Source organism: Virgibacillus sp. LDC1 (genome assembly GCF_025792345.1).
GTDB lineage: Bacteria > Bacillota > Bacilli > Paenibacillales > Paenibacillaceae > Paenibacillus_AQ > Paenibacillus_AQ lautus.
Window position 1 is genome coordinate 1,567,714 of sequence record NZ_JAOXLZ010000001.1, and the last position, 24,819, is coordinate 1,592,532.

Below are 24,819 nucleotides of genomic sequence, written 5' to 3' on the forward strand. Positions count from 1 at the left end.
AGCAGCAGTTCCCTCTTATGGAGGGGGCTGCTGCTTTTTCAAATCTCCTGGTTATTTGGAATAATGGATCACCATGCTTAACCTGTTTATGGAGGCGCCGGAGTTATGGTAAACATGAGGTTTATCGGCCTTAAACCGAATGGATTTACCTGGAGTCACCGTATATTCCTCGTTATCGACACGAATGGTAAGCTCTCCCTCGAAAACAGTAATAAACTCTTCCGTCCCCTCGATGTGAGCCTCTGCACTTAAATAACCGCCATGCTCCATTTCTAATGAATACATCTCGAAGCGTCGTCCGTCCTCATAGGGGAAATAAGGATAAATCCGAATTTTTCCGTTATCCTCCACCAGCGCTTGGATCTCTTCCTGAGATACCACGACCGTTTCGGAATGAGGCTCATTGATCAATGACGTAAAAGAAAGCTTTAATCCGTTCGCGATTTTCCATACGGTTGTTATGGAGGGGCTCGATTCTCCGCGTTCGATCTGTCCCAGCATCGTCTTGCTGATTCCAGTCATCTCCGCGACTTTATCCAGGCTTAGCTTCCTTTGCTCCCTTAGCAGCTTCAAGTTATTCGCCAATATTAGATTGATGGGCTTCAATGTATCATCGACCTCCATATTGCACATATTGTGCGTTATGACATACATAATGTATAATTATGACGGATGAACGCTATAACGTACAATTTTATTCATTATAACATACAAGAAAGGAGGGGGAGCGTGTTGCTCGTTCCGCTGTTGACCTATGCGATTGTCGCTTCATTTACGCCCGGCCCCAACAACATCATTTCGATGACTTATGCACGGAGTCATGGATTTAAAAAAACGCTGCGCTTTATCGGAGGTGTAGCGGCTGGATGCTTGGTCATTATGCTGTTGTCCAGCTATTTCAATCTGGTATTATCCCCATTCATCCCGAGGATCAGGTTTGTTATGAATATCATCGGATGCCTGTACCTGATCTATCTGGCCATTAAAATCATGCAGAGCAAGCCGCATCGTGCAGATGATAAGATGCGTGGATTCAATACCTTTTCCTTCGGGTTCATCTTTCAGTTCATGAATCCGAAGGTTATTTTATACGGGATTACAGCCATATCGACCTTCGTAATGCCGATCTCTACATCCCATGCGCAGTTGTTATCATACTCGTTCTTGCTCACGATCGTCGGCATTTGTGCCAATATGACCTGGGCGTTGTTCGGCTCGCTGTTCCAGCATCTGTTGTCCCGGTATGAGCGCCTGTTTAATATATCGATGGGATTGCTTCTGCTTTACAGTGCAATTTCTATTTATACCGCCAACTGATACGCCCTTCTTCGCGCGTCATCCAAAAGAATAAGGCTTCCCGGATCGCTCATCCGGAAAGCCTTGCCTTGTTTTATTCGTAAATTTTGGAAATCTGCTCTTTCAGTTTGTTGGCGGATGCATGGAATTGGGTTAGTTCCTCATCATTAAACTCGAGATTCAGAATTTCACGAACCCCTGTACGATCAACCACACATGGTACGCCTAAGTACACATCGGACACACCGTGGTAGTCCGTGAGCAGGGTGGATACATTGAGAACGGAACCTTCGTTTTGCAAAATGGAGACGATGATCCGATCAAGCGCCAATGCGATCGCATAGGAAGTGGAGCCCTTGGCGTTAATGATTTCATAAGCCGCATTCTTGGTGCGGTCGAAAATATCCTCTTTTTCGCCGTCTGTCAGATCGATCCCGATCCCTGCGATGTTGGCAATGCTCCAAAGCGGCAGCTCGGAATCGCCGTGTTCTCCGACGATATGGGCGTGAATGCTGCGCGGATTAATGCCTTTGTTTTGTCCGATCAAATACCGGAAACGGGCGCTATCCAGCAAGGTACCGGAACCGATTACGCGATTGACCGGGAAGCCGCTCTTCTTCAAGGTGACGTAAGACAGAATATCAACCGGATTCGTGGCCACGAGAATGATGCCGTGATCATTGTATTTCACGATGTTCTGGATAATTTCGTCAAATATCGCCGTATTTCGCTTCAATAAGTCAATTCGCGTCTCGCCAGGTCTTTGGTTGGAGCCTGCGGCAATGACAATGATGTCTGCATCCTTGCAATCGCTGTAATCTCCAGCCCAAAGCTTCACGCCTCCGGCAAAAGGGAGGCCATGATTCATATCCAAGGCTTCGCCAAGAGCTTTGTCATGGTTCGCATCGATTAATACCAGTTCAGATACTCTCTCACGTAAAAATAAGGTGTACGCAGTCGTTGCTCCTACAGCTCCTGTACCAATTACCACCACGCGGGACGGACGCTGAACTTCATTTTTTGTCATAAGTGTTTCTCTCCTTGTACTGAGTTAATGAAATTTGGTGAATGGTTATACTTCTATTTTACTTACCCTCATAAGCCGCTGCTCGAACAGTGACTCCCTCAGGCATCTTCGAAAGTAATGATAACATATTCAGGAAGATTTAAGCAGCGGGAGTGTGATTTATTTCATACAGTAATAGAAGTAAACAGTTGCCTTATTTCCTGAATTATGACTCTCTGATATTCATTACCGTCATGGTAGAGCTCGCCGATTTTTTTGTACGTTTGGTCCAGTTGTTCTTGATATCCTGCAGCTTGTTTATCGGGGTGGTTCCTTTTGAACTCGTCCATGACGTTTTGGATGTATGCCGGTCGAGCGCCCCAAGTTCCGAATACTTCTCCGGTGCTTGCATGGAGGAAGACTGCAATCGGCTGTGCGCGTCCGCCATCCGTGAGAAAAAGATCCATTGTCTCCATATGATCTTCCATGATGAGCACTTCGGTCGGAATACGGCTATATTCCAATATTCTAAATAGTACAGGAACATTCCATATGACATCCGGACACCAATCCGTACAGAGAATAAGGCAGTGCAGTTGCTTGAATATGTGCAGCTCAGAAGTGAAGAATCGCTCAGCCTCTTCGTTCTCCCATTGGAAGCGATCATAGACTTGTCGACATAATTCCTTGGTGTTTGGGATGCAACTCAATTTCATTTCTCGAATCTTCATATTCTCCATAAATTGGTGAGGCGTTAAACCCTGGCCGATTTTGTGATGGAGACGGATGGGATGAGTCATGGGATCATACGTCCTTTCGTAACAGATTCATATGGATATACATCCAAGGTATCGTTAGCGTAAAATAAAACTGACCGTACCGAAATGGTCAGTTTTTATCTGTTTATGAAAGTCAGATGTTATAAAAGTGGTATTATCGAAAGAAATATTTCGTGACTAGGGATGCGCATAACGTGGACCTGATTTATTGTATAATCTAGTAAAAGTATCTCCTATTTAGCTATAAAGAATGCCTGAGGTGGTCCAAATTGTTTGATATTCTTTTACCCGAGCAAAGCGAGTTCCCGTTATACCAGCAGTTATATCTTCAAATTCGTGAGGGTATCCGTAATGGCACCATTCCCGACGGACAACGATTGCCTTCCGTTCGTTCTCTCCAGCTTCAACTCAATATAAGCAAAACGCCGATAGAAACAGCTTATCAAATGTTAACGTCAGAAGGGTATGTGACCAGCAAGCCGAGGTCAGGGCTATATGTCATGAACCCATATCAGGAACTATCACATCACCATCAACAGCAGATTCCCCCTATAACCACGATGTCTGTCATGCATTCCTATGGGCGCTTGAATCCAGGTTTTATTGACTTTAATCCCACTCGATTAGATCAAGCGTCTTTTCCGCTGCGAACCTGGAATAAAATGTTGAAGGAAGCGCTGGAACAGCATGTGAGTGACATTGGAATGTATGGAGATCCGCAGGGTGAATACGGGCTTCGCACCATGGTTTCCGAATACTTGCGGAATTCCAGAGGGGTTAATTCAACACCTGAGCAAATTGTGATAGGTGCCGGAACGGCTTATAGCATGGGGCTACTTTCCAGAGTGCTGCAAGGGATTAAACATATCGCTGTTGAGGAACCGGGTTACAGCTTGGTACGAGATCAATTTCAGCTGAATGGCTGCCATTTACTTCCGATAACGCTTAATGATAAAGGAATCTCGCTTGACCAGCTGGAGCGCAGCCATGCCCAGCTTGTATATGTCACACCCTCTCACCAATTCCCGACGGGAAGCATTATGCCATATCCGGAGCGGGAGCGATTACTGGAATGGGCCCATGCCAAAAACGCATACATTATCGAGGATGATTATGACGGCGAGTTTCGATACCAGGGGAAACCCATTCCTTCCTTGCAAGGATTGGATAACAACGGTCGGGTCATATATGCCGGCACGTTCTCGAAAGTATTGACTCCGACATTGCGAATGAACTATCTCGTTCTGCCGCCGGCGCTGCTGAATCAAATATCCCACATGCGTCAGGAAGTGTTCTTTGCCCCTTCACGCGTGGAACAGTGGGCAATGACTGCGTTTTTTGAACAGGGGCACTGGTACCGTCATATTCGTAAAGTGCGTAATCTGTACAGGAAGAGACATCATCAGTTCATCGGGTTGATCGAAGCTTATCTTGGCGGGTTTGTTGAAATTACGGGTCAGAATTCAGGACTCCACATTCAGCTGATCGTTAAAAAAGATGTGTCCTCGGAAGAATTGATCCAGGAGGCGGCGAAGGTCGGGGTTGTCGTATATGACCTGCGAAAAATGTGGATGAACCACCAGCAAGATGCTAACCAGTACCCGAGGTTATACATGGGATTTGCAGGCTTGAACGCAGTTGAAATGGAATCAGGAATACGGCTTCTGCAAAAGGCTTGGAACATGGGCTGAACACGGTTAATGTTTAACCTGTCTTTTATAAAACGTTGAAACTGACCATTTCATAAGGGTCAGTTTATTGTTTATGATAAAGCAAAAAAGTAGGAGTGTACACTTATGATCAGCCAAAGTGAGGTAAGGGCATATTTAGACCGTTTAGGCATCTCGGATATTCAGGCTCCGTCGAAGGAATATTTGTTCGAGCTGCATAAAGCACACGTGGCGCGAATACCTTGGCAGACCTTGGATATTTTTGCTGGGAAACCGACATCCATCGATATACAAGAATCGGTACAACTTATGATCCAGCATCGAAGCGGTTATTGTTTTCATCTAAATGGAGCCTTTACCGCGCTTCTTCGAGGCTTAGGTTATAAGGCATATTGGCATCAGGCAGGAGTCCAGCCCTTAGGACAAGAACCTCGGATTAACGGCTTCCATCTCGGGATAACCGTATGTCTATTGAATGATCAACATGGGGAAGAAGAGAGGTGGCTCGTAGATGTCGGTCTGGGCGATATGCCCTGGGAGCCGATCCCATTGAAATTCGGAGAATACCTACAGGGACCTTTTCAATATGTGCTTGAGCCGTCTCGCATAACGGATCGTGGCTGGAGGCTGATTCATGATCCCCATTATTCTTTTGTAGGCGTAGATTATGCTCCTGATGTGGTGAACAGCCTGGATATGTTTAAATCAAATCATGCATTTTATAGCCGATCACCGGAATCTCCATGGATGGATCTGTTCATTGTCAGGCAACGGCACGAGTTGGGTATGAATGAACTCAAAGGCTGCATATGGAGAAAGTGGAGCGGCAACGCCCTGGATAAGGTAGAGATTTCATCGAAGTCGGAATGGTTTGAGAACCTGGCGGACATATTTAATGAGCCGCTCGTCAACTATTCCACATTCGAACGGGACCTGATATGGGAGAAGGTATATAGGCAGCATCAGAATTGGAAGAAGCTTATGGAGAATGAGTCAATATAGAAGGCGTCGAATGCTTTACCTCCATTTGGTTCTCGAGCTGATCCCCAGCGGTATAGAACACGCTAAACCAATCTGTCACTTGAATTCCCGGAAACGCAGGTGATAAGATGAAACATAAAATTTGTGTTGTGAAGCATCATTAATTGCTACATAACCTAGCTGTAAGGAGATATAGTCATGGCAACCATCGATGATTTGACCAAGCTGGATATTCGGATCGGGACGATCGTGGAGGCAGAGCCTTTCCCGGAAGCACGCGTTCCGGCTATCAAAATGAAGATTGATTTCGGCCCGCTCGGGATCAAACGCACAAGTGCCCAGATTACGAATCGATATGATGCGAACACCCTCGTAGGGAATCAAGTGGTAGCTATCGTCAATTTTCCACCGAGACGCATAGCTGGCTATCAATCCGAAGTGCTTGTGCTCGGCGGGGTACCGGAGCCAGGAGACGTTGTGCTTCTGAAACCGGATGTCGATCTGCCGAATGGAACGCCCATCGCTTAAACCTATTTCATCGGTCGGTCCGGTCGCCTCCGACCTGGTCCGACTAGATGAACCTCACCTCGCTACGCCTTTTCAACAATTCCGCGGCTCCTTCCGCAATTTTCTGAACACCGACTTCGATTAGTTCCTCCTTCACTTGAGATACGCTCAGCCGTATCATGGATTCGTTCTAAAACTCAGGCAAGAACATGCTGCTGGCATCCTGAACATATACGTTCTCGTTCTCCAGATGGCTAACCAACTGATATGCTTTCAATGGCACCGGCAGCTGAATCGTGGAATAAAACCCGGATGGCGAACCCGTAAAGGATAAGAAGGGCGGCAGGTGAGTTTGGTAAGCCTGCTGGAGCAGAGCTCCTTTCTGACTATAGGTCTGCCGCATCCTCTGAATATGTGCACGGAACATCCCGTTCTTCAGATAAATTTCGAGTGCGCCTTGCATGAGCACGGGGCTATGTATGTCTGCAGCGTGCTTCGCCCGCTGGAACATTTCACTCATCTCTTCGGGGATCACGGCCAAGCCCAGCCTTAGTCCCGGGAGCATGACTTTGGAAAAGCTCTTCGTGTAGATCACCCTGCCGGACGGATCGTAGGCAAACATCGGATCATGTTTTGAATCCCGATCCAAATCTCCCATATAGTCATCCTCGATGATATAAACATCATACTTCTGCGCCAGCTCTACAATCCTCTTCTTCTCCTCATTGGAATAGCTGTAGCCTGTAGGGTTATGGAACCTTGAGACCGTATAGAAAAACTTGATATCGCGAGTTTTAAAAATGTCTTCGAGCTGTCCAAAGTCGATTCCGTCGTTCGTAACCTCAATCCCGTATGTCACAGCATGATGGATCTTGAGGGAGTCCATCATGCTAAAATGCGTGGGCTGCTCCACGCAAATATTGTTCTTTCCGTTAGGAAAAGGGAGGGAGACAAGCAGATGCAGCGCTTGCTGCGAACCGGATACAACATAGATCCTCTCAGGAATCGTGAAGACCTGCAAATCGAGTAAATGTCGGGCTAACTCAACACGAAGTGACTTCAAACCCGGAATCTGGGAATAGGTGAACAACTCTTCCTTATATATTTCAATCGCTTGGTTCATGCAATGCTGAAAGTCTCGGTAGGGCATGACCGCTTTGTCAGGTCCCGCAGATCGGAAATCGATCACTTGGTCCGCGGGGTTCTGGCGGTTTGTGCGTACACTGCCCTCAACGATGTAGTAACCACTCTTGGGAACAGCGTAGATGATATGTCTCTTTTCCAATTCAGCATAAGCCCGTATGGCTGTATTTTTGCTGCAAGAATAGGATTCTGTCAAAGCACGGATGGATGGCAGCTTGCTGCCTGGTTTCAATAATCCATTCAATATTTGGCATTCTATTGACTTTATAATGTCGGTGTATTTCATATCTCGTTATACCTCCAATCGATCTGTACGGGTACAGAGCCGGAAAACATGCATTCTCACAACGATACGCTATAAGTATACTCTACAATACAGCATGCTTTGGTTAGATATTGTTTTTTTCTGGGTTGTTCTCCTTATTCCGCTTATGGAGGTCTCATTGTGGAGGTGGAGCTTGCTTGCCGTTTCGCTCATTGAAACCGGGATAACGATTCATCGGAGACAGCATGCCAAGTTGTTGATGCTGATTGGGATGGATTGTGTCCTGATCATGATACTTTTTATGGTTAGGAGAACGATGTAATGACGTCTAATGATATGGGGTTTGAGGAGTGGAATCGATGCATTTGAAGTGGGTATGGGTCTTCTTGTGCCTGAGTTTGGTGCTAATACATACGGGCTGTGACCGCAACCAAGAACCGGATCCGGAAGAGATCGCAAAACGGTATGTTGAATGGTGGGAGGAAGGCAGCTATGAATCGATGTACGATCTGCTGTCACACAAATCCAGACAGGAGATGACAAAGGAGGAATTTATAACACGATTTCAGACTATTTATGAAGGGATTGGAGCTGCAGACCTCACCATAACGCCTGACTTTACGGCTAAAGTAACTGAAGAAACAACGGATGAGCGAGTATTCTATCCATACCATATCCAATTGGAAACATCGGCAGGCCGGGTGCAGGCAAAAGGTTCGTTTGAGCTTTCAAAAGAGGACGATGAAACCGAGGGGAAGAGCCTGTCTTGGCGAATAGTGTGGCATCCATCCTTGATTTTGCCAGCTATGGATGACGGGGATAAAGTGAACGTGCAGACGTTGCCATCCAGCAGGGGGGAGATTTTGGATCGAAACGGTCACGGATTGGCCATTAATGGCACCATGGAGGTCATCGGTATCGTTCCGGGTAAGCTCGGTGACGATAGAGAACAGATCTTGCTTGAGTTGGCTGAGCGATTGGGAGTATCGACCGAGATTATAAAGCGAAAGCTTGATGCGGCGTGGGTGAAGGATGATCTGTTCGTACCCATCCTAAACCTGAATGCGCAGCAGAGCAGAATGGATTACAGTGATTTGGCAGGCGTAGTAAAGAAGAATGAACGTGCTCGAGTCTACCCTTACGGTGCTGCAGCAGCACATCTAACAGGCTACATCCGACAAGTGACGAAGGAGGATTTGACCAATGCGCCCGAAGCGCAGTATGGAACGAATGAACTTATCGGTAAATCAGGATCCGAGCAAGTATATAATGAGGTGCTGCGCGGCCGGGACGGTAAACGGATATCAATCGTGGATTCCTCGGGTAAGGTCAAAGATATCGTAGCCGAGAAGGAAGCCGTAGATGGTCAGGATATTCAGCTAACCATTGATGCTGAACTACAACAATCCATATTTGCTTCATTTCGTGAGGATGCAGGTACCGCAGCGGCCATCAACCCTAAGACCGGAGAAATTTTGGCATTGGTTAACAGCCCGTCCTATGATCCTAATGCTTTCATTGTTGGATTATCGACCGAGCAGTGGGATGAGTGGAACCATAATCCGGATAAGCCGCTATTGAATCGTTTTACTAAGCTGTATGCTCCGGGCTCGGTATTCAAACCGATCACGGCTGCGATTGGTCTGAAGCTTGGGGTCACTACCCCCGGAAAAGTAAGGGAGATCCACGGCTTGCGTTGGTCCAAAGATCCGAGCTGGGGAAATTATTACGTGACACGCGTGAAGGAAGTTCCTGTCCTGAATCTAAGAGATGCTCTTGTGTATTCAGATAACATCTATCTGGCGCAGGAAGCATTGGAGATTGGTGCGGATCCTTTTTTGAAGGAAGCTGTAAAGTTCGGCTTCGAAGAGGGACTGCCGCTTCAATTCCCTTTCCCGAAAGCAAGCCTAGCTAATGAGGGGATAAAAAGCGAAATTCAACTCGCGGATTCCGGATATGGTCAAGGGGAAGTGCTCATGAGTCCTCTGCATTTGGCACTAGCCTATACCCCCTTTATGAATGGCGGGAAACTGATTCAGCCTGTGCTGGATTCATCTGAGCAGGAGATCCGTCCTAGTGAGACGAAAGAGGTGTTGGATTCGCATACTGCCGAGATCATCAAGAGTATGCTCGTAGATGTGGTTCAGGATCCAAAAGGCAGCGGACACGGTGCTGATATTTCGGGCATTGAGCTTGCTGGCAAGACGGGAACCGCCGAACTCAAAATCAGCAAAGCCGAAAAAGGACAGGAGAACGGATGGTTCGTTGCGTTTGACACGACGGAGTCCAAGCTCCTGCTCGCGATGATGGTAGAGCATGTTGAAGGACGGGGAGGCAGTGGGTATGTCGTGAACAAAGTCGCGCCGATTTTGCAAAAATATTACGGGAACAAATCGCCTTGAGAATAAGCTCACGAAAAGCTCTTGTTAAGCGAATTGGACGGTTGTAATATGGAATAAAACTAGTCGGAGATGATCTTATGAACAAGATTCAATTCTCAGTCCAAGTTCGATTGGTATCCGATCTAACACGTTCCAAACAGTTCTATGAAGAAGTGCTGGGTTGTGAAGTGAATGACGTTTGGGCGGTCAGGGATGATTTTGCGCTCGGATTCAAACTGATTCAGGCGGAATCCCGCTCAGATGTCACGCCGAATCCAGTAGGCAAGGACCAAGTGACGAGATGGGATACCTATGCTTACGTGGATACACATCACGATTTAGATGCATTGTATGAGGAACTGACCTCCAGGGGGGCCGAAGTGGCACAGGAACCTGTATTTATGGAAGCGGACTGGGGCGTGTGGAAGGATTTTGCGATTCAAGATCCGGACGGCTACGTGATTGCATTCGGCTCCGGGAAAAAGAACTAGGTAGGTGCGATGACGAACATCGATATAATGCAGGTCCTTATTAGCAGCGATCCTTCCCTCTTGGATTTGGACGCCATTGTACAATTTTTGCGGGAAAGCTACTGGGCTAACGAGCGCTCGGACCAGAAAATCAAAAAATCGCTAGAAGGCTCTACGTGCTTCGGCGCATATTACAACAACCGACAGATCGGCTTTGCTCGCGTGGTGACGGATGGCGCAACGGTTTATTGGCTGTGCGATGTGTATGTGGATGAAGCTTATCGGGGGCTTGGAGTGGGGAAGAAATTAATCGAAACGATTACTACCCACGAGGATTACCGAAATGTATTCGGCATATTGTCTACGCGGGATGCCCATGGTCTGTATGAACCATACGGTTTTGTCCGTGATCACGGAAAAACGTTGACTCGAATACCGGACTTTCTAAGGAAAAATTAATTGAAAATAAATCGTATCCCGTGCTAACCAAGGCAAAGGAATCGGTAAATTTCCATTAATCCCTCGGATATGAGGACCGTATCATTAAAGGGCTTTATAAAAGCTTGCCCTGTTAAGAAGGGGGATTCATCTATGATTATATGGGTAAACGGCGCATTTGGTTCAGGGAAGACCCAGGCTGCGCATGAGCTTCAGCGAAGAATCCCGAACTCGTACGTGTACGATCCGGAGAATGCAGGTTACTTCATTCGCGATAATGTGCCGAGGGATGCGAAACGCGATGACTTTCAGCATTATCCAATGTGGAGGGAGTTTAATTACTCCATGTTTAAGTATTTGAACCAGGAATCCGATCAATTGATCATTGCGCCGATGACCATTACGAACGCGGAATATTTTGATCAAATCGTTGGTAATTTGAGACGTGATGGCGTGGTGGTACATCATTTTACGTTGTGTGCTTCCAAGGAAGTACTCCTGAGACGACTGCGCAGCAGAGGGGAAGGCCCGAACTCATGGGCCGCACAACAAATTGACCGGTGCATTAGCGGATTCTCGAATGAAGTGTTCCAGCATCATATCGACACGGATCACCTATCGATTGATGAAGTGGTAGAGAGTATCGCAGCATGGGCAAATGTGAAGTTATTGCCAGATCATCGCAGCTCAGCCAAGAAGAAACTCGATCGAATGAAAACCAAATTTGCGCACATCCGATTTTTTGGATAACAAGTGGAAAAGGTATATTCTAAAGTGCGTGGTGTAGAGTTTTAGCGATACCGGGAATATTAACAAAAGAAAAGACGATTTCTCTTATAGAGAAGTCGTCTTTTTGTGTGTTTAAGATAACAAAAATCAAATCATTAAAATATTTTATATATAACTAAATATTTTGCCTTGATGAAAAACGAGCCCTTCATGTACGTATATTATCAATAAAATCAAGGGGTAATGGAGAGCTCCATCAGAATTGGATGTTCGAATTCACAAAATTACATTGACAAATACCTAAAGATGGATTATTTTTTGTACATAGGAATTAAAGTTGCATTAGAGCAAAATAATTGGTTCGTGGCAGGACGGGGCTTGAGATTTTCCCGGATTGTCTAAGGATTGAGTAAACTCATTATTGATGTGGAGTGGAGGAGAAGAAGATGGAGAACAAGAGGACTAGTAGAAACAGGATATTAATAGGGGCAGCCGCCATTCTGAGTTTGCTGCTGGTGTTATCCGCGTGCGCTTCGGGAGAAGTGAAACAGGAAGGAGCAGCGGGTGAACAGGGAAATAAGAAAATCCGCGTAGTTACAACCATTGGACAGATTGCGGAACCCCTCTCCGTTATCGGGGGAGATCGGGTCGAGGTACTGAGCTTGATGGGGCCCGGCGTCGATCCGCATTTATATAATGCAACCCAAGGCGATATCAAGAAATTGGATAGCGGTGATGTTATTTTTTATAGCGGGCTTCATCTCGAAGGCAACATGACGGAAATATTCGAACAGATCGGTAAGAACAAACCTGTACTGGCGATTGCGGATGCCATCCCGAAGGATCAATTGCTGCAGGATGATACGCAGGCCATCGATCCCCATGTATGGTTTGACATCGATTTGTGGAAAGTGTCTTTGGATTCGGCTGTAGAGAAGCTGAAGTCCCTGGCCCCGGATGATGCCGACTATTTTGAAGAGAACAAGCAGAAGTATTTTGCCCAGTTGGATGAATTGAAAGCGGAGGCCAATGATAAGTTGAGTCAGATTCCGCAAGAGCAACGGGTCATGGTAACCGCTCATGATGCCTTTGGATATTTCGGCCGCTTGCATGGTCTGGAGGTAGTTGGACTGCAAGGCCTGAGTACGGAGGATGAAATCGGCCTCTCGGATATCAACGGAACGATCGATATTCTCCTGCAGCACAAGGTGCCTGCTGTATTCGTTGAGAGCAGTGTCAATCCAGCATCGATTAATGCCGTTATTGAAGGTGCTGCCAAGAAAGGGCTGAATTTAAAGCTTGGAGGAGAGCTTTTCTCCGATGCTATGGGCGAAGCGGGAACAACGGAAGGAACTTATATCGGAATGTATCGTCATAATGTTGAAACCATCTATCATGCATTAACAGGAAGTGGTGAATAAAATGTCTGTACTTCAAGTTCAAGACCTCAATGCATCCTATCGTAAAAATAAAGTGCTCCACCATGTCTCTTTTAATGTGGAACAAGGCTCTTTAACCAGTATTGTCGGGCCGAACGGCGCCGGTAAATCAACGCTGTTAAAGGTCATGCTGGAGCTTCACCCCAAGCTGTCCGGTAATGTCTCATTTTTTGGATCAAGCTTAAGCAAAACCAAAACTCGTGTCGGTTATGTGCCGCAGCGCGGATCCGTGGATTGGGATTTCCCGACCGATGCACTGGATGTTGTCATGATGGGTTTATACGGCCGGGTAGGCTGGCTGAAGCGACCGAATAAGAGCCATAAGGAAAAAGCGATGGCATCGCTGGATCAAATGGGCATGGCGGACTTTGCCGACCGGCAGATCAGCCAGCTCTCCGGTGGACAGCAGCAGCGCGTATTCCTCGCAAGGGCGCTTGTCCAGGATGCCGACCTCTATTTCATGGATGAGCCGTTAGCCGGTGTGGATGCTGCAACCGAGCGGGCGATTATGACCACGCTGAAGGATCTGAAAATGGCCGGTAAAACCGTAATGGTGGTCCATCATGATCTCCAGACGGTTGAGGATTATTTCGACCATGTGCTGCTCCTGAACCGTACGGTCATTGCGCATGGGAAGACAGAAGACGTATTCACGAAGGAACATGTATACCGCGCCTACGGCGGTTCGCTTCGCTGGATGAAGGAGGCGTAACGCATGCTGAATTCATTACTATCACCAAACACGCAATGGGTGCTATTGAGCACGTTAATCCTGGGCATGGCAGCCGGCATGATCGGCTGTCTCGCCTATTGGAAACGGCAAAGTTTGATGAGTGACGCGTTGTCTCATGCGGCTCTTCCCGGTGTCGTGGTTGCATTTGCATTGACCGGAAGCAAGAATCTGCTGGTGATGATACTCGGAGCTGCTGCAAGTGCTTTAATCGGAGCCTGGATGATCCAGTGGATCCGCACCTCCAGCCGCATTAAGGAAGATACGGCCATGGGCATGATCCTTTCTGTATTTTTCGGATTGGGCATTATGCTGCTTACGATTGTGAACCGTACAGCGGGCGGAAATCAGAGCGGGCTGGATAACTTTATTTTCGGTCAGGCTGCGTCCATGGTTCGTAAGGATGTTTTTACGATGCTCATCCTGGCAGCTTTAGTTATTCTGGTCGTCTCGATTGGCTTTAAGGAATGGAAGCTGTTTCTGTTTGATCCCGATTTTGCTCGGGGATTAGGGTTGAATAGCCGTCTGATGAATACTTTCTATATGGGGGTGCTCGTTCTCGTCATCGTCATCGGCATACAGGCTGTCGGCGTTATTCTGATGGCGGCCATGCTGATCATTCCAGCTGTCAGCGCAAGATATTGGACTCAATCCTTCAAAATGATGGTCATTCTGTCAGCCATATTTGGAGGGGGCGCCGGGTTTGTCGGGACGCTGGTCAGCACGATAGGAAAAGGGTGGCCTACAGGGCCGTTCATCGTTGTGGCTTCTTCCGTATTGTTCACGATCTCCCTGGTTTTCGGAGCCGAGAAAGGCCTGCTGATTCAGGCACTGCAGCTCCGGTCCCAGAAAAAAGAACATCTGGACGCAGGCAATCAAGCCGTTCTTAGTCCCCGGCTATCCGAAAGGGGTGGCAATCAATGACCTATACAGGATGGATATTGCTCACGGCTTCTCTCGTCGGATTGTCTTGCGGCATCGTCGGCGTGTTCCTGATATTGCGCAGAATGGCGATGATGGCCGATGCGATCAGTCATACTGTGCTGCTAGGGATCGTAACGGCTTTTATCGTCACCAGAGAACTAAGCGGACCTCATATGCTGATCGGTGCGATTATTGCCGGATTGCTGACAGCGGTCCTCGTTCAATGGTTTCATTCCCGGGGCGTTCAGCAGGATGCATCGATTGGTGTTGTCTTTACCACCTTGTTTGCGATTGGCGTTATCCTGATTGCAACCCAGGTTGGCAATGCGCATCTGGATACCAAGCATGCCCTTATGGGAGAGATAACGTTTGTGCCTTGGGATGTGATGCACGTTCCTCTTTTAGGGGAGGTGCCAAAAGCTACCTTCATGCTTGCAGCCGTACTCATCGTTGTGGTCCTCGTGATACTGGCATTTTACAAGGAATGGAAGATTACGTCCTTTGATCCGGCCCTTGCAGCCAGTATCGGCATTCCTGTCGTACTCATGCACTATGTATTTATGTCGCTGGTCTCCATCACGACGGTTGCATCGTTTGATGCCGTGGGAGCGATCATGGTGGTGGCTATGCTTATAACCCCTGCGGCGGCGGCTTATCTCTGGACGGATAAACTCTCCATCATGCTGGTATTAAGCGGAGCATTTGGCGTCATTTCTGCATTCATGGGTTACTATGTCGCGTTATGGCTGGACACCTCCATCTCGGGCTCTATGGCATTTGCTACCGGAATTGTATTTATTCTCAGCTTCATGATCTCTCCGAGACATGGCGTGCTCTCCCGTTATTTTCATAAATTTCATACGCACGGCAGCGAAGAGAAACTGGACGGTGTATCCTAATATAAGGGTTGCCATGAAGCTTGGGCGATGAGATGCCCAGGCTTCTTTTGTCTTCCAAAATCCAGGGTGTGGTATAATCAGGAAAAAATGCCGTGTTGTGATGAAGGTTAATTTCAAGGAGTGAGTACATATGCAGATGGAGTCAACAAGACTGGTGATCCGGGATTTTCAGGAGAAGGATTTTGCTAGTATTCATGCTTACGCCTCTGACCCATTGGTGACCGAGTATACGATGTGGGGACCGAATACGGAAGAGGAAACTTTAGAATATTTAAAGGAAATCCAACAAATGAAAGAGCAGAGCCCCCGTGACAGCTATGAACTGGCGATCGTACTGAAAGATAGCGGCCATTTAATCGGCGGTGTGGGTCTTCACCGATCCAAGACAAACGCAGAGCTTGGGTACTGCTTGAATTCCGCCTATTGGCGACAGGGTTATGCTACGGAAGCGGCTAGCGTCATGTGCCGTTTTGGTTTTAAGGAGCTGGGAGTTCATCGGATTTACGCCACCTGCCGGCCTGGAAACATCGGGTCAGCTGCGGTTATGCGCCATATCGGAATGAAGCAGGAAGGGCATCTTCGTCAGCACCTGTGGTTTAAAGGGGCTTACCATGATTCCTATTTATTCTCCATCCTCAAAGATGAATTCGAAGTGTAAATCTATCTTATTGTTAAGGAGCTTCTGCCTGCATGGATAATACCCAATTGTTGATCCGTCATAACGGAATTTCGATTTACGAGGAAGCGTCAGGTAAAGTGTATTATACGAAAGAAAATCATGTGTCCGTTGTTGTTCTGGCTAAGCATGGCGATCAACTGCTGCTGATCCGTCAATATCGCGCCGCGGTGGATGACTACGTCATTCAGTTACCCGGCGGTGGCGTAGGCGAGAAGGAGGACCTGGAATCGGCAGCACGCCGTGAGATGATGGAGGAAACGGGCTGCACCTGCGGCAAGCTTCATTATCTGGGCAAGCTGTATCCGGCGTCCTGGAGATGCAATGAGATTGCCCATGTTTATTATACGGATGAGGTAATCAGTCAAGCGGATCAGCAGCTCGAGGGATACGAGCACATCGACGTAGTAAGAATGAGCGTAACGGAATGCCTGCACCGAATTAAGGAGAATGAGCTTCAGGACTCCGAGCTGGTCTTTGCGATGATGCAAGGTTTGCTAAAGGGATTTATTCAGTATAATTAATGGAGGTTTCATACTTTATGGAGTTTGTTGGGATTTTCATGACCGTGTTAAGTATCGTCGTTGCCATCATTGTCATTCGTTACGCGATCAATTCATCCAAAATCATCATTAGAATGGATGCCATGCTTCAAGAGATGAGAATGCTTCGAAAGGATGTAAATGAGCTTAAGGAGAACAAACATATCGTGGATAAAAGAGCATAAGTCGATCTCGATCCTCCATGAACTACAATCCGTACGAAGAGCCATGCCAATACAGAACTTATCTGTATGGGGGGCTCTTTTTTTTCGTGAATTATGGACAAATTCATCATTTATGCCGCGGTGACAAACTTGGAGACCTGGGAACGAATATAATCCAATATGAGCATAAAGGAGTGTTCGAACTATGGGAAGGCATCTGCTGATCTATGATGTGGAGTGGTGGATCTTAGGAAAGCATGCAAAGGTCATTCAACAGCATCATCCCGCTCTGGACCTGATGTCCATCGGAGAATTGGATCGGTTTCTGGAACAGCACAGCAGCGATGATATCAATCAGGCCTATGAACGAATAGGTTCGTTGTGCCTGGGGATCGCAGCTTACTGCATATTCAAGCATATTCGAATCGATGCTTCAGCCGCTGTCTCCTATTATTACTTCAGTCAGAATTATGAGACTCTTCGGGAATGGCAACTAGATGAACTTGTCCCCGACCCGGAGTTTCTCAGGCTTGTCATCCCTAGAATCGGGGTTATTGGCGCGATGAACGAAAAGCTTAATCAAGCTCTGCGAAAGGTTGCGCCGGAGGCGAACGTGGAATATATCGGTCATTTTGTAGATCATCGAATCTTTCAACCATCAACCCGATTACGCAGGAGCAGCAGCCCGCTTGTGATCGGTTGGGCCGGTGATCCTGCTAAACGATCTAAAAATTACACTACATTATATAAGCAAATCCGAGACCACTTCCGTCATGATGAAAGGATTACATTTATGGAAACGTCCGGGGCGTATTCTTATGAAGATATGCCTAACTTTTATCATCAGCTGGATCTTCTTCTGATCACATCGGCGAATGAGGGAAGCGGAGCAACAGCGCTGGAGGCTTATGCATGCGGGGTACCTGTACTAGGGACCCATGTGGGCAACGTCAAGGCAGCGGCTCACCCGGAAGCGCATGGCTTGATCCTGGACAGCGACAATCCGGAAGATTTTATGAACTTGATCCATTCATGGATAGGACAAAAGCGCAAGCTGAATGACATTGGAGCGCAGTGCAGACATTACATTGAGTCATTCTGGACGATAGAGCAGGGGATTGGCCGCTGGTTAAGCGTATTATTCCAATTGGATAGGTAGTATGGCTATGAAGGAGGGGAGCCTGTGTTAGATCGAGTATCCGTGCTGATTCCGTATCAATCGGATGGTAACGGACCCAGGGATTCAGCTTTTGAATGGGTATTGGGCTACTACGCGCAGGTTATGCCGGAAGTCGAAGTATGCGTAGGCGAAATAACGGATTCCGGAGAGCTCTTTAGCAGATCCAAAGCCATCAATCGTGCCTATCAACAGGCTAACAAAGACATTATTGTCATTGCAGATAGCGATATTGTATACGATCCGGCTTTATTGAAGGAGTCCTTGACTTACGTAAATAGCGGGCAGTGGGTCATTCCCTTCAGCCGGATCCTTCGTTTATCCAAAGAAAAATCGCATTTGCTGCTGCAGCAAGAAAACATATGGCCATTGACCGTTAAAACTGAAACAGCCGCGGAGCAGGCGACCGCATTTGTTGGCGGATTTAATGTGCTTGGCCGCGAAGCATATGAAGCGGTAGGAGGATATGATGAACGATTTGTCGGTTGGGGCGGGGAAGATGAGGCTTTTGCCTATGCGCTGGATACCTTGGTCGGCAGCCATATCCGCCTGGAAGGGGAAATGGTTCATTTTTGGCATCCATTCGTAGGACCTGATGGGAATCCCAATTACGATTCCAATTACGCGCTGTATCAGCGGTATAGCCTAGCAAGAGGCGATGTTAATGCGATGCGAAAATTGATACTCGAACAATCTTCTCAATAAGGAGGAGCAAATCGCTATGAAGCTGTCAGTTATTGTACCGGTATTAAATGAAATCACCTTCATTCCCCTGTATGTAGAAAGCGTAAGCCGCTTCGCGGATGAAATCATCATTGCCGATGGCGGCAGTACAGATGGAACCATCGAAGAGATTGAACGTCTCCAGAATCGGTATGCGATCCGACTGTTTCATGTCCAGCAGAGCGGATTGCCATACACCGAGGATTGGAACGAGTCCGTGGTACGTAACTTTCTGATTGACCAGGCTCAAGGAGACTGGATCATGAATCTGGATATCGATGAAATGATGGAGGATCGTTTTGCTGAAGTGTTGCCGGAACTCATGAACCGATCCGATGTGGATATCTATCAGTTTCCCTTCGTTAATTTCTGGGGGGATCCATGGACGATCCGGGTGAACAGTCCCGGTGATGAACGCTGGTCAAACGACATCACCAGAATGTGGCGGGGCAAACAAGGAATACGCTATCGTGACGAGAAGCATCACTGCACGCTGGAGGCGGCAGAAGGCAAGAGTATATGGAGCATACCCCGCGGGCGAAGCGATGTGAACGTGTATCATTACCACTATGCACTCGGCAGCAAAATCAAGTTCAACGATAACCGAAGAGGCGATGTCAATGTGCAGATGAATCTCGGACAGCCGGATTGGAACTTCAAACCCGAACAATATGATATCGTCACACGGCCTTATGAGGGTCATCATCCTGAAGTGGTCATGAACTATTTGAGTCGGCGGAAAGACCAGGAATCAACCGAATAAATCTATACAACAACAACCCCTCCATGATCTGAACGTCACATTCAGTTATCATGAAGGGGCTGTTTTTTAACTTATCCTTCTATTACCTCATGAACAGACAAGCACAGATGGCTAACCGCTTGAGACACACCGATCGGTTCCAATACTTGCAGCTTCGATACTTTAGTATGCAGGGAATTGAGCTGTTGTTCATGATAGCTTAAGGAATCAGCCCAGTATTGAACGGAATGGACCTGGGGGTGGATATCCGTAGAGCCGCAATAAATGACTAGATCAAACCTGACCTCAGAGAACAAATCGATCCGGTTTGTAAAATACAGCTGGGGTCCTATTTTTCGAGTTCCCACGATTTGATTGCTGTGAAATAGATGGGTATACACGATCACCAAGAGGTCCTCGTTCTCGCATAATCCCTTCACGATCTGCTGCCAGCGCCTGGAATTGGTTTCCCATACGGTAAGTCCGAGCACCAGGACTACTTTCTTCCCGGTTTGGTTGACTCTGGAGGCGATTTCGGCCGGTCGATCCACTAAATGAAAAATACTATTCGGCCCTTTTGGCATTCTCCACGGTTTGTTCCACTTTTGTTCATAATAAGCTTTGTTCTTGTTCCATAACTCGTTATAGACATTATTATTCAGCTTATTGATCGTAACGCTGCCGTGATGATATACAAAGGCATCTTCAACGATGGCCAGGCGGTACCCGGCATTCCTGACGCGCTCGCAATAATCATCGTCCTCAAACATTCCAAGGCCGAAAGCGGGATCCAGTGCACCCACATGTTCCCACACACTCCGCCTGATGGCTACGCAGAAAAATCCAAGCAGATCCGTATATCGGTATTTTCGCCGATAACGTTCGTAGAATTCGGTAAGCCAACGTGGATGGGCACCTTGAACAGCATCCCCTATAAAATGATCCAGCGCTTGATCATTTCCCACATGATTGGACATCGGACCTGTCATAGCAAGCTTGGCATCCTCTTGAAAAGGTCTGAGCAGACGAGAGATCCAGCTTCCGTCGGGAACAAGTGTATCGTTATTTAACAGGACGATAAATTCTCCGTTGGCGTGCTCACACCCCAGGGTGTTGCCGGCGGCAAAACCAAGATTCGTAGACGAGGTTATCACCTGGATCAACGGATGACGCAGGCTCTCGAGATAGGAGGATGTCTGATCCTTCGAGGCATTGTCAACAACGATAATCTCCAGGTTAGGATAGTGACCCGGTTGGAGGAGTCGTTGAAGACATTGCTGCGTATAGGACCAGTTATTATGAACAACCAGGATAACACTGACCTTGGGATATAGATGCTGCACAATATAATCATGAAGTGCTTCATAACGTTGAGACCAATTGTTGCATTCGGCAAATTGCCGCCGCTGTTCAATTGCGCTGTTCTCGGACTCAAGCAGAGCTGCTTCAATCGCCTCTTCAAATTGCACTTCCGTATCGGCAATCGTGACGATGTTACCTGCAACCGTCCTTACTTCAGGAAGTTCCGTAGAAATGACGGGTTTACCGGCTGCCAAATATTCATACAGCTTGACGGGATTGGTCGCTAACGTCAGTTCGTTCTTCTTGAACGGAATTAAAGCAACCTGGAACCGATGCAGGTACGCCGGAAGTTCATGATACGGTTTTTCTCCCAGCAATAATACGTTACTCAGCTCCTCGATCCCCGAGGTGTCGCAGCCAAAGGTGTGTCCAATGAGGACAAACGTCCATTCCGGCCGGCTTCGGGCCAGTGATTCCACCAGTTGAATATCAAACCAGTCCGAGATAGCCCCGTAGTAACCGATGATGGGCTGATGGATGGATTCAAGTTCGGGCAGAACCTCATCCGGAGGCTTCGAGAAGTAATCGGAATCTACTGCATTGCGGATAAGTACAGTGGCCGGATTGTAATGGGCGGCCCAATCATACAGATGCTGAGAGGTTGTCACCACAAGCTCTGCTTCCCGAAGCAGCTGTTCTTCCAGCAGGAGCATGGATTTGTCGTTCGTTGAGAAGCCGCCATGATGGTCCATGCAGTCGTAGACGATATGATGCTGATCCATCGCGGTAACAAGCGGAGTCCAGAACGGGAGATCCACAATCGAGACCAGTTGGGATAGTCCGAATTTATCCCGAACATATTCAACCGACCATTTTAAATACTGAATATCCCAACGATCCATTTCATCTTGGTATAGATTTAACGGTCGATTCGCGCATAAGGTGACAAGCCATATATTCCGATCAATATTTTTGACCTTTACCTGGCGACTGATTTCTTCTCTGGATGTATCTTCTTTACCTATGCTAATCATCTCCGGAGTTACATAGAACACCCGGTGCCCCTGCTGCGCAAACTGCTCAGACAGTTGTTGGGGCCGCTGCCATCGAAACTGCCAATCGATAACGGGAAAACGTATAACATCGTATAGGGCCTTGGTCTTTGGCCCGATCTTCTCGGCAGTCAGCGTAGCCGCCGCTGTGGCTGACTGAACAGAGACAGGCTCCATGTGTTGTACGGACCGCGAGTACGTCGTTGGGAATGAGACCGCGGGAGCGAGCGGGGAAGCCGTTGGCTTCTTGCGGTTGTACTTCAGGTTCAGGCGGCGATGTTTCCCGCGACGTGATGCGGCTCGATGGGTTGTAGACTTGCGTCGGCGGTGCTGCTTGATTTTATTCAAGATTAGCCTCCTCACTGGTGCAATGGTCTATTTAACAAAATATGTATCATCCCAAACATCTGTATGGGTAGAACACCAGGTGCAGCGGAAAATCCTTTAATGATCAGGAAGCATTCCTCGAGCCATGGACAGCTGAAGCCTATAGCTTTAGGCCATTTTCTTATCTTTGTACATTCCGAGTTACCACTGTCCCGACGCTAACATAAGGTACCAATGAACTACAAAAAGGGAGGAAGCTCTTGTGAGGAGATATTGGAACCTTGGTCATGATTGTGAGTGCAAGGAAATCACTGGCCGAAGAAAGAAAAAGCAGGCGAAACCTTCTCATTCGGTGTGGAGGAAAATCCTGATTCTACGTCGCAAACTCATACGCAGCATTGTACAGATCCGATTACAGATTGCTCAGTTGAATGCACGCATCATCGCGCAGCAGGAGCAGGTGAGTGCACGCATCAATGCGCTGCAGGAGCAGGTGAATGGTTTAGAAGTAGGACAAAGCAGCGGTGTCCTTGCTTTATTAAGAGGAAGGCTGAATACTCGGATTACTATTGTAACCACGGCAGGTTCCGTATTCGGAACGCTCATAGCCATCGGTGAGGATTATATACAGATTGCCGAGCCGAACGGCAGCATAGACATCATTCCGTTCCGCAGTCTGTTGTCTATCGCTTAGATAAAAGAGAGGAGGGAGAACAGAATGGATTTTTCAGAAATTCTGGCTACATTCGTGGGCAGGACGGTAGAGGTTATTCAGACCAATCAATTTCTGCAGGGGCAGTTGCGTTCCTCGGCAAACGGATTAATTACGGTGGAGGTTGTGAGCTCGAATTATATCCCTACCTCACAAGTGGTCACCGTATTTAATGATACGATCTCATATGTGCGCATTCTGCCCCTCTGAGTGATTTGCCAATTCCGATTCATTTAACTTGTCTATTAAAGAGCTCTTCCATGCCAGATAGCGGTGGGGATAGCGATGGGTCATGCTGGCTTTTCTTAGTCTTCGGTGGTAAAGCGCCTCCGGGACATGGTGAAGCTTGCTGGTTTTGGATAGCTTGAATAAAAGCCCAATATCTTCATACAGTCTTCCTTCATAGAGGGTATTATGGTCCCAGCCTTTCTGCTGCTTGATTATAGAGACATTGAACATGCGCGGGGCAACAGCCGGGGCATCGTTCAGCAGCAATAGGGAAGACAGGGGAAAAGGCGCAGCCTTAACTCCTTGATATACCAGTTCTTTATTTGAGCGTTCAAGCCATTCCATATGGTCACCATAGATGACGGCAGCGTTCTGCACACTCTCTGCTTCCCGTAAGAGAATTTCCAGTGCATGGGGGGGCAGCCAATCATCGGCATCAAGCTCCAATAACCAGGGGGCTGTCGCCATATTCAGAATTTGATTCAGTGCTCGGGACTTCCCTGAATTTTCCTCCAAACGGACCAACTTCATTCGGGGATCCACAGGCAGTCTCTGCAAATAAGCTGTCGTCTCTTCATCGGATGAACCGTCATCCAGAATGACAAGCTCCCAAGCCCCACAGGTCTGTGCCAATACGGATCGGACAGCCCAAGGAAGATATTCGCCATCATTATAGGTGCACAGAGCAATCGTCACCTTTGGAGGAGTGGCGGCTCTTAATGTTGGTGTATGTCCTTGGGCTGCAGCTTGAAGAATTGGTGATACTGCGTTCCATTCTTCCGGTTCTTTCATCCAGGCAGGGGCGATGCGATGAGGATATAAGATTCCATCGGAAACCATTTCCGTCCACTCATATCGGGTTGATAACTGGAGTTGTTTATCGATCAACACGTATTTTTGGAATGGCAGCAGATCCCTCGTCGTAAAACCCGGTGTCTGTTCCTTCATTACAATCTTCGTGCGCCATAACAGGGGACCGCGGGGAAAACGGAAGGATGGAACAGGTCTGTAACTAGCGGCCGGTTGATCTATGATCGTAACGGGATTCACACTAAAGCCAGGTGAGCGGTCAGTGCAGGTTTGCAGCCACCGTTCGATTTCTTTCTCGGCATGAGGTTGTACAGCATCTCCGGCATAGAGTGTCATAAACCACGGATCCATTTCCCGGGATAGGGCTTCATTCATTATAGCTGCAGATTGTTCTTCGATTTGAACCACGATAGGACGCGCATTAGAAATAAATCGCTTAACCGTGGATAATGTATACTCGCTTAGATGCGGATTTAAACCTGGAAGAATAAACACGAGCATGGTCGTTATCGTTCCTTTCTCGATCCTTATGGAAACGGCTTGTATACGGATTTAAACGAATGGATAGCACAATCTGTTTATCATATGCCCATATGCACGCGCGGGATACAAACTATTGCCTGAAACCGACTCTTTGTTGCGACGTTCTGGTAAATCGGGAATAATAGAGTTTAGAGTTCGACAGCCAGGGATGGGGGATAATGATT

26 protein-coding genes are annotated in these 24,819 nt (G+C 47.4%); 20 read left to right on the forward strand and 6 right to left on the reverse strand.

Features of this window, described 5'->3' with window-relative positions; translation table 11 throughout:
• Nucleotides 1-51: 51 nt before the first annotated feature.
• Nucleotides 52-606, reverse strand: a complete 555-nt coding sequence (locus tag OHJ21_RS07125) for a helix-turn-helix domain-containing protein (RefSeq protein ID WP_486019662.1) — start codon at nt 604-606, stop codon at nt 52-54.
• 123 nt (nt 607-729) lie between these two features.
• Between OHJ21_RS07125 and OHJ21_RS07130 the strand changes: the two genes are divergently transcribed.
• Nucleotides 730-1,317, forward strand: a complete 588-nt coding sequence (locus tag OHJ21_RS07130) for a LysE family transporter (RefSeq protein WP_486019663.1) — start codon at nt 730-732, stop codon at nt 1,315-1,317.
• Between the two features lie 73 nt (nt 1,318-1,390).
• Here the strand turns inward: OHJ21_RS07130 and OHJ21_RS07135 are convergent, their stop codons facing one another.
• Complete coding sequence (locus OHJ21_RS07135; protein WP_127590143.1) at nt 1,391-2,323, reverse strand: L-lactate dehydrogenase; 933 nt, start codon at nt 2,321-2,323, stop codon at nt 1,391-1,393.
• 164 nt (nt 2,324-2,487) lie between these two features.
• Nucleotides 2,488-3,042 (reverse strand): thioredoxin family protein, encoded by a 555-nt coding sequence (locus tag OHJ21_RS07140; RefSeq protein WP_486019664.1) that lies wholly within the window; start codon nt 3,040-3,042, stop codon nt 2,488-2,490.
• 308 nt (nt 3,043-3,350) lie between these two features.
• On the opposite strand from OHJ21_RS07140, the gene pdxR reads away from it, so the two are divergent.
• The 3 genes from pdxR (at nt 3,351) to csaA (ending at nt 6,260) form a co-directional block, all read left to right on the forward strand.
• Complete coding sequence (gene pdxR, locus OHJ21_RS07145; RefSeq protein ID WP_394056026.1) at nt 3,351-4,772, forward strand: MocR-like pyridoxine biosynthesis transcription factor PdxR; 1,422 nt, start codon at nt 3,351-3,353, stop codon at nt 4,770-4,772.
• Nucleotides 4,773-4,877: 105 nt separating this feature from the next.
• Nucleotides 4,878-5,753: an arylamine N-acetyltransferase family protein gene (locus OHJ21_RS07150; RefSeq protein WP_486019665.1), complete on the forward strand. Its 876-nt coding sequence runs from the start codon at nt 4,878-4,880 to the stop codon at nt 5,751-5,753.
• 177 nt (nt 5,754-5,930) lie between these two features.
• Nucleotides 5,931-6,260: a chaperone CsaA gene (gene csaA / locus OHJ21_RS07155; RefSeq protein ID WP_100537005.1), complete on the forward strand. Its 330-nt coding sequence runs from the start codon at nt 5,931-5,933 to the stop codon at nt 6,258-6,260.
• Nucleotides 6,261-6,429: 169 nt separating this feature from the next.
• On the opposite strand, the gene OHJ21_RS07160 is transcribed toward csaA, so the two are convergent.
• Nucleotides 6,430-7,668 (reverse strand): aminotransferase-like domain-containing protein, encoded by a 1,239-nt coding sequence (locus OHJ21_RS07160; protein WP_486019666.1) that lies wholly within the window; start codon nt 7,666-7,668, stop codon nt 6,430-6,432.
• Between the two features lie 338 nt (nt 7,669-8,006).
• Between OHJ21_RS07160 and OHJ21_RS07165 the strand changes: the two genes are divergently transcribed.
• The 14 genes from OHJ21_RS07165 (at nt 8,007) to OHJ21_RS07230 (ending at nt 19,702) form a co-directional block, all read left to right on the forward strand.
• Nucleotides 8,007-10,049: a penicillin-binding transpeptidase domain-containing protein gene (locus OHJ21_RS07165; RefSeq protein ID WP_486019667.1), complete on the forward strand. Its 2,043-nt coding sequence runs from the start codon at nt 8,007-8,009 to the stop codon at nt 10,047-10,049.
• A 77-nt stretch (nt 10,050-10,126) separates the two neighbouring features.
• Nucleotides 10,127-10,519 (forward strand): VOC family protein, encoded by a 393-nt coding sequence (locus tag OHJ21_RS07170; protein ID WP_326114985.1) that lies wholly within the window; start codon nt 10,127-10,129, stop codon nt 10,517-10,519.
• A gap of 9 nt (nt 10,520-10,528) precedes the next feature.
• A complete protein-coding gene (locus OHJ21_RS07175) occupies nt 10,529-10,957 on the forward strand; it encodes a GNAT family N-acetyltransferase (protein ID WP_486019668.1) in 429 nt (142 codons plus the stop codon).
• Nucleotides 10,958-11,089: 132 nt separating this feature from the next.
• The gene (locus OHJ21_RS07180) at nt 11,090-11,686 is read left to right on the forward strand and encodes an AAA family ATPase (protein WP_326120640.1); all 597 of its coding nucleotides are present in this window, start codon (nt 11,090-11,092) and stop codon (nt 11,684-11,686) included.
• Nucleotides 11,687-12,111: 425 nt separating this feature from the next.
• Complete coding sequence (locus tag OHJ21_RS07185; protein WP_486019669.1) at nt 12,112-13,086, forward strand: metal ABC transporter solute-binding protein, Zn/Mn family; 975 nt, start codon at nt 12,112-12,114, stop codon at nt 13,084-13,086.
• 1 nt (nt 13,087) lies between these two features.
• The gene (locus OHJ21_RS07190) at nt 13,088-13,816 is read left to right on the forward strand and encodes a metal ABC transporter ATP-binding protein (protein ID WP_326114982.1); all 729 of its coding nucleotides are present in this window, start codon (nt 13,088-13,090) and stop codon (nt 13,814-13,816) included.
• 3 nt (nt 13,817-13,819) lie between these two features.
• Nucleotides 13,820-14,758, forward strand: a complete 939-nt coding sequence (locus tag OHJ21_RS07195; protein WP_326114981.1) for a metal ABC transporter permease — start codon at nt 13,820-13,822, stop codon at nt 14,756-14,758.
• On the forward strand, nt 14,755-15,657 hold the full coding sequence (locus OHJ21_RS07200; protein WP_326120638.1) for a metal ABC transporter permease: 903 nt from the start codon (nt 14,755-14,757) through the stop codon (nt 15,655-15,657). Before OHJ21_RS07195 ends, OHJ21_RS07200 begins: the two co-directional genes overlap by 4 nt.
• A 130-nt stretch (nt 15,658-15,787) precedes the next feature.
• A complete protein-coding gene (locus tag OHJ21_RS07205; RefSeq protein WP_100537015.1) occupies nt 15,788-16,315 on the forward strand; it encodes a GNAT family N-acetyltransferase in 528 nt (175 codons plus the stop codon).
• Between the two features lie 32 nt (nt 16,316-16,347).
• Nucleotides 16,348-16,857 carry an NUDIX hydrolase gene (locus OHJ21_RS07210; protein ID WP_326120637.1) on the forward strand — a complete coding sequence of 170 codons (510 nt, stop codon included), beginning with the start codon at nt 16,348-16,350 and terminating at the stop codon, nt 16,855-16,857.
• A 17-nt stretch (nt 16,858-16,874) separates the two neighbouring features.
• Complete coding sequence (locus OHJ21_RS07215) at nt 16,875-17,060, forward strand: hypothetical protein (protein WP_100537017.1); 186 nt, start codon at nt 16,875-16,877, stop codon at nt 17,058-17,060.
• Between the two features lie 184 nt (nt 17,061-17,244).
• A complete protein-coding gene (locus OHJ21_RS07220; RefSeq protein WP_100537018.1) occupies nt 17,245-18,198 on the forward strand; it encodes a glycosyltransferase family 4 protein in 954 nt (317 codons plus the stop codon).
• A 24-nt stretch (nt 18,199-18,222) separates the two neighbouring features.
• Nucleotides 18,223-18,921, forward strand: coding sequence for a galactosyltransferase-related protein (locus tag OHJ21_RS07225; RefSeq protein ID WP_326120636.1), 699 nt, complete (start codon nt 18,223-18,225; stop codon nt 18,919-18,921).
• Between the two features lie 16 nt (nt 18,922-18,937).
• Nucleotides 18,938-19,702 (forward strand): glycosyltransferase, encoded by a 765-nt coding sequence (locus OHJ21_RS07230; protein WP_326114973.1) that lies wholly within the window; start codon nt 18,938-18,940, stop codon nt 19,700-19,702.
• 71 nt (nt 19,703-19,773) lie between these two features.
• On the opposite strand, the gene OHJ21_RS07235 is transcribed toward OHJ21_RS07230, so the two are convergent.
• Entirely contained in the window at nt 19,774-22,383 is a 2,610-nt protein-coding gene (locus tag OHJ21_RS07235) for a glycosyltransferase (RefSeq protein ID WP_486019670.1), read from the reverse strand.
• A gap of 241 nt (nt 22,384-22,624) precedes the next feature.
• On the opposite strand from OHJ21_RS07235, the gene OHJ21_RS07240 reads away from it, so the two are divergent.
• Complete coding sequence (locus tag OHJ21_RS07240) at nt 22,625-23,056, forward strand: hypothetical protein (protein WP_243390669.1); 432 nt, start codon at nt 22,625-22,627, stop codon at nt 23,054-23,056.
• Nucleotides 23,057-23,080: 24 nt separating this feature from the next.
• The gene (locus OHJ21_RS07245; protein ID WP_100537022.1) at nt 23,081-23,284 is read left to right on the forward strand and encodes a hypothetical protein; all 204 of its coding nucleotides are present in this window, start codon (nt 23,081-23,083) and stop codon (nt 23,282-23,284) included.
• Here OHJ21_RS07245 and OHJ21_RS07250 read toward each other — a convergent pair.
• Nucleotides 23,258-24,613 carry a glycosyltransferase family 2 protein gene (locus OHJ21_RS07250; protein ID WP_486019671.1) on the reverse strand — a complete coding sequence of 452 codons (1,356 nt, stop codon included), beginning with the start codon at nt 24,611-24,613 and terminating at the stop codon, nt 23,258-23,260. The genes OHJ21_RS07245 and OHJ21_RS07250 overlap by 27 nt on opposite strands.
• Nucleotides 24,614-24,819: the final 206 nt, after the last annotated feature.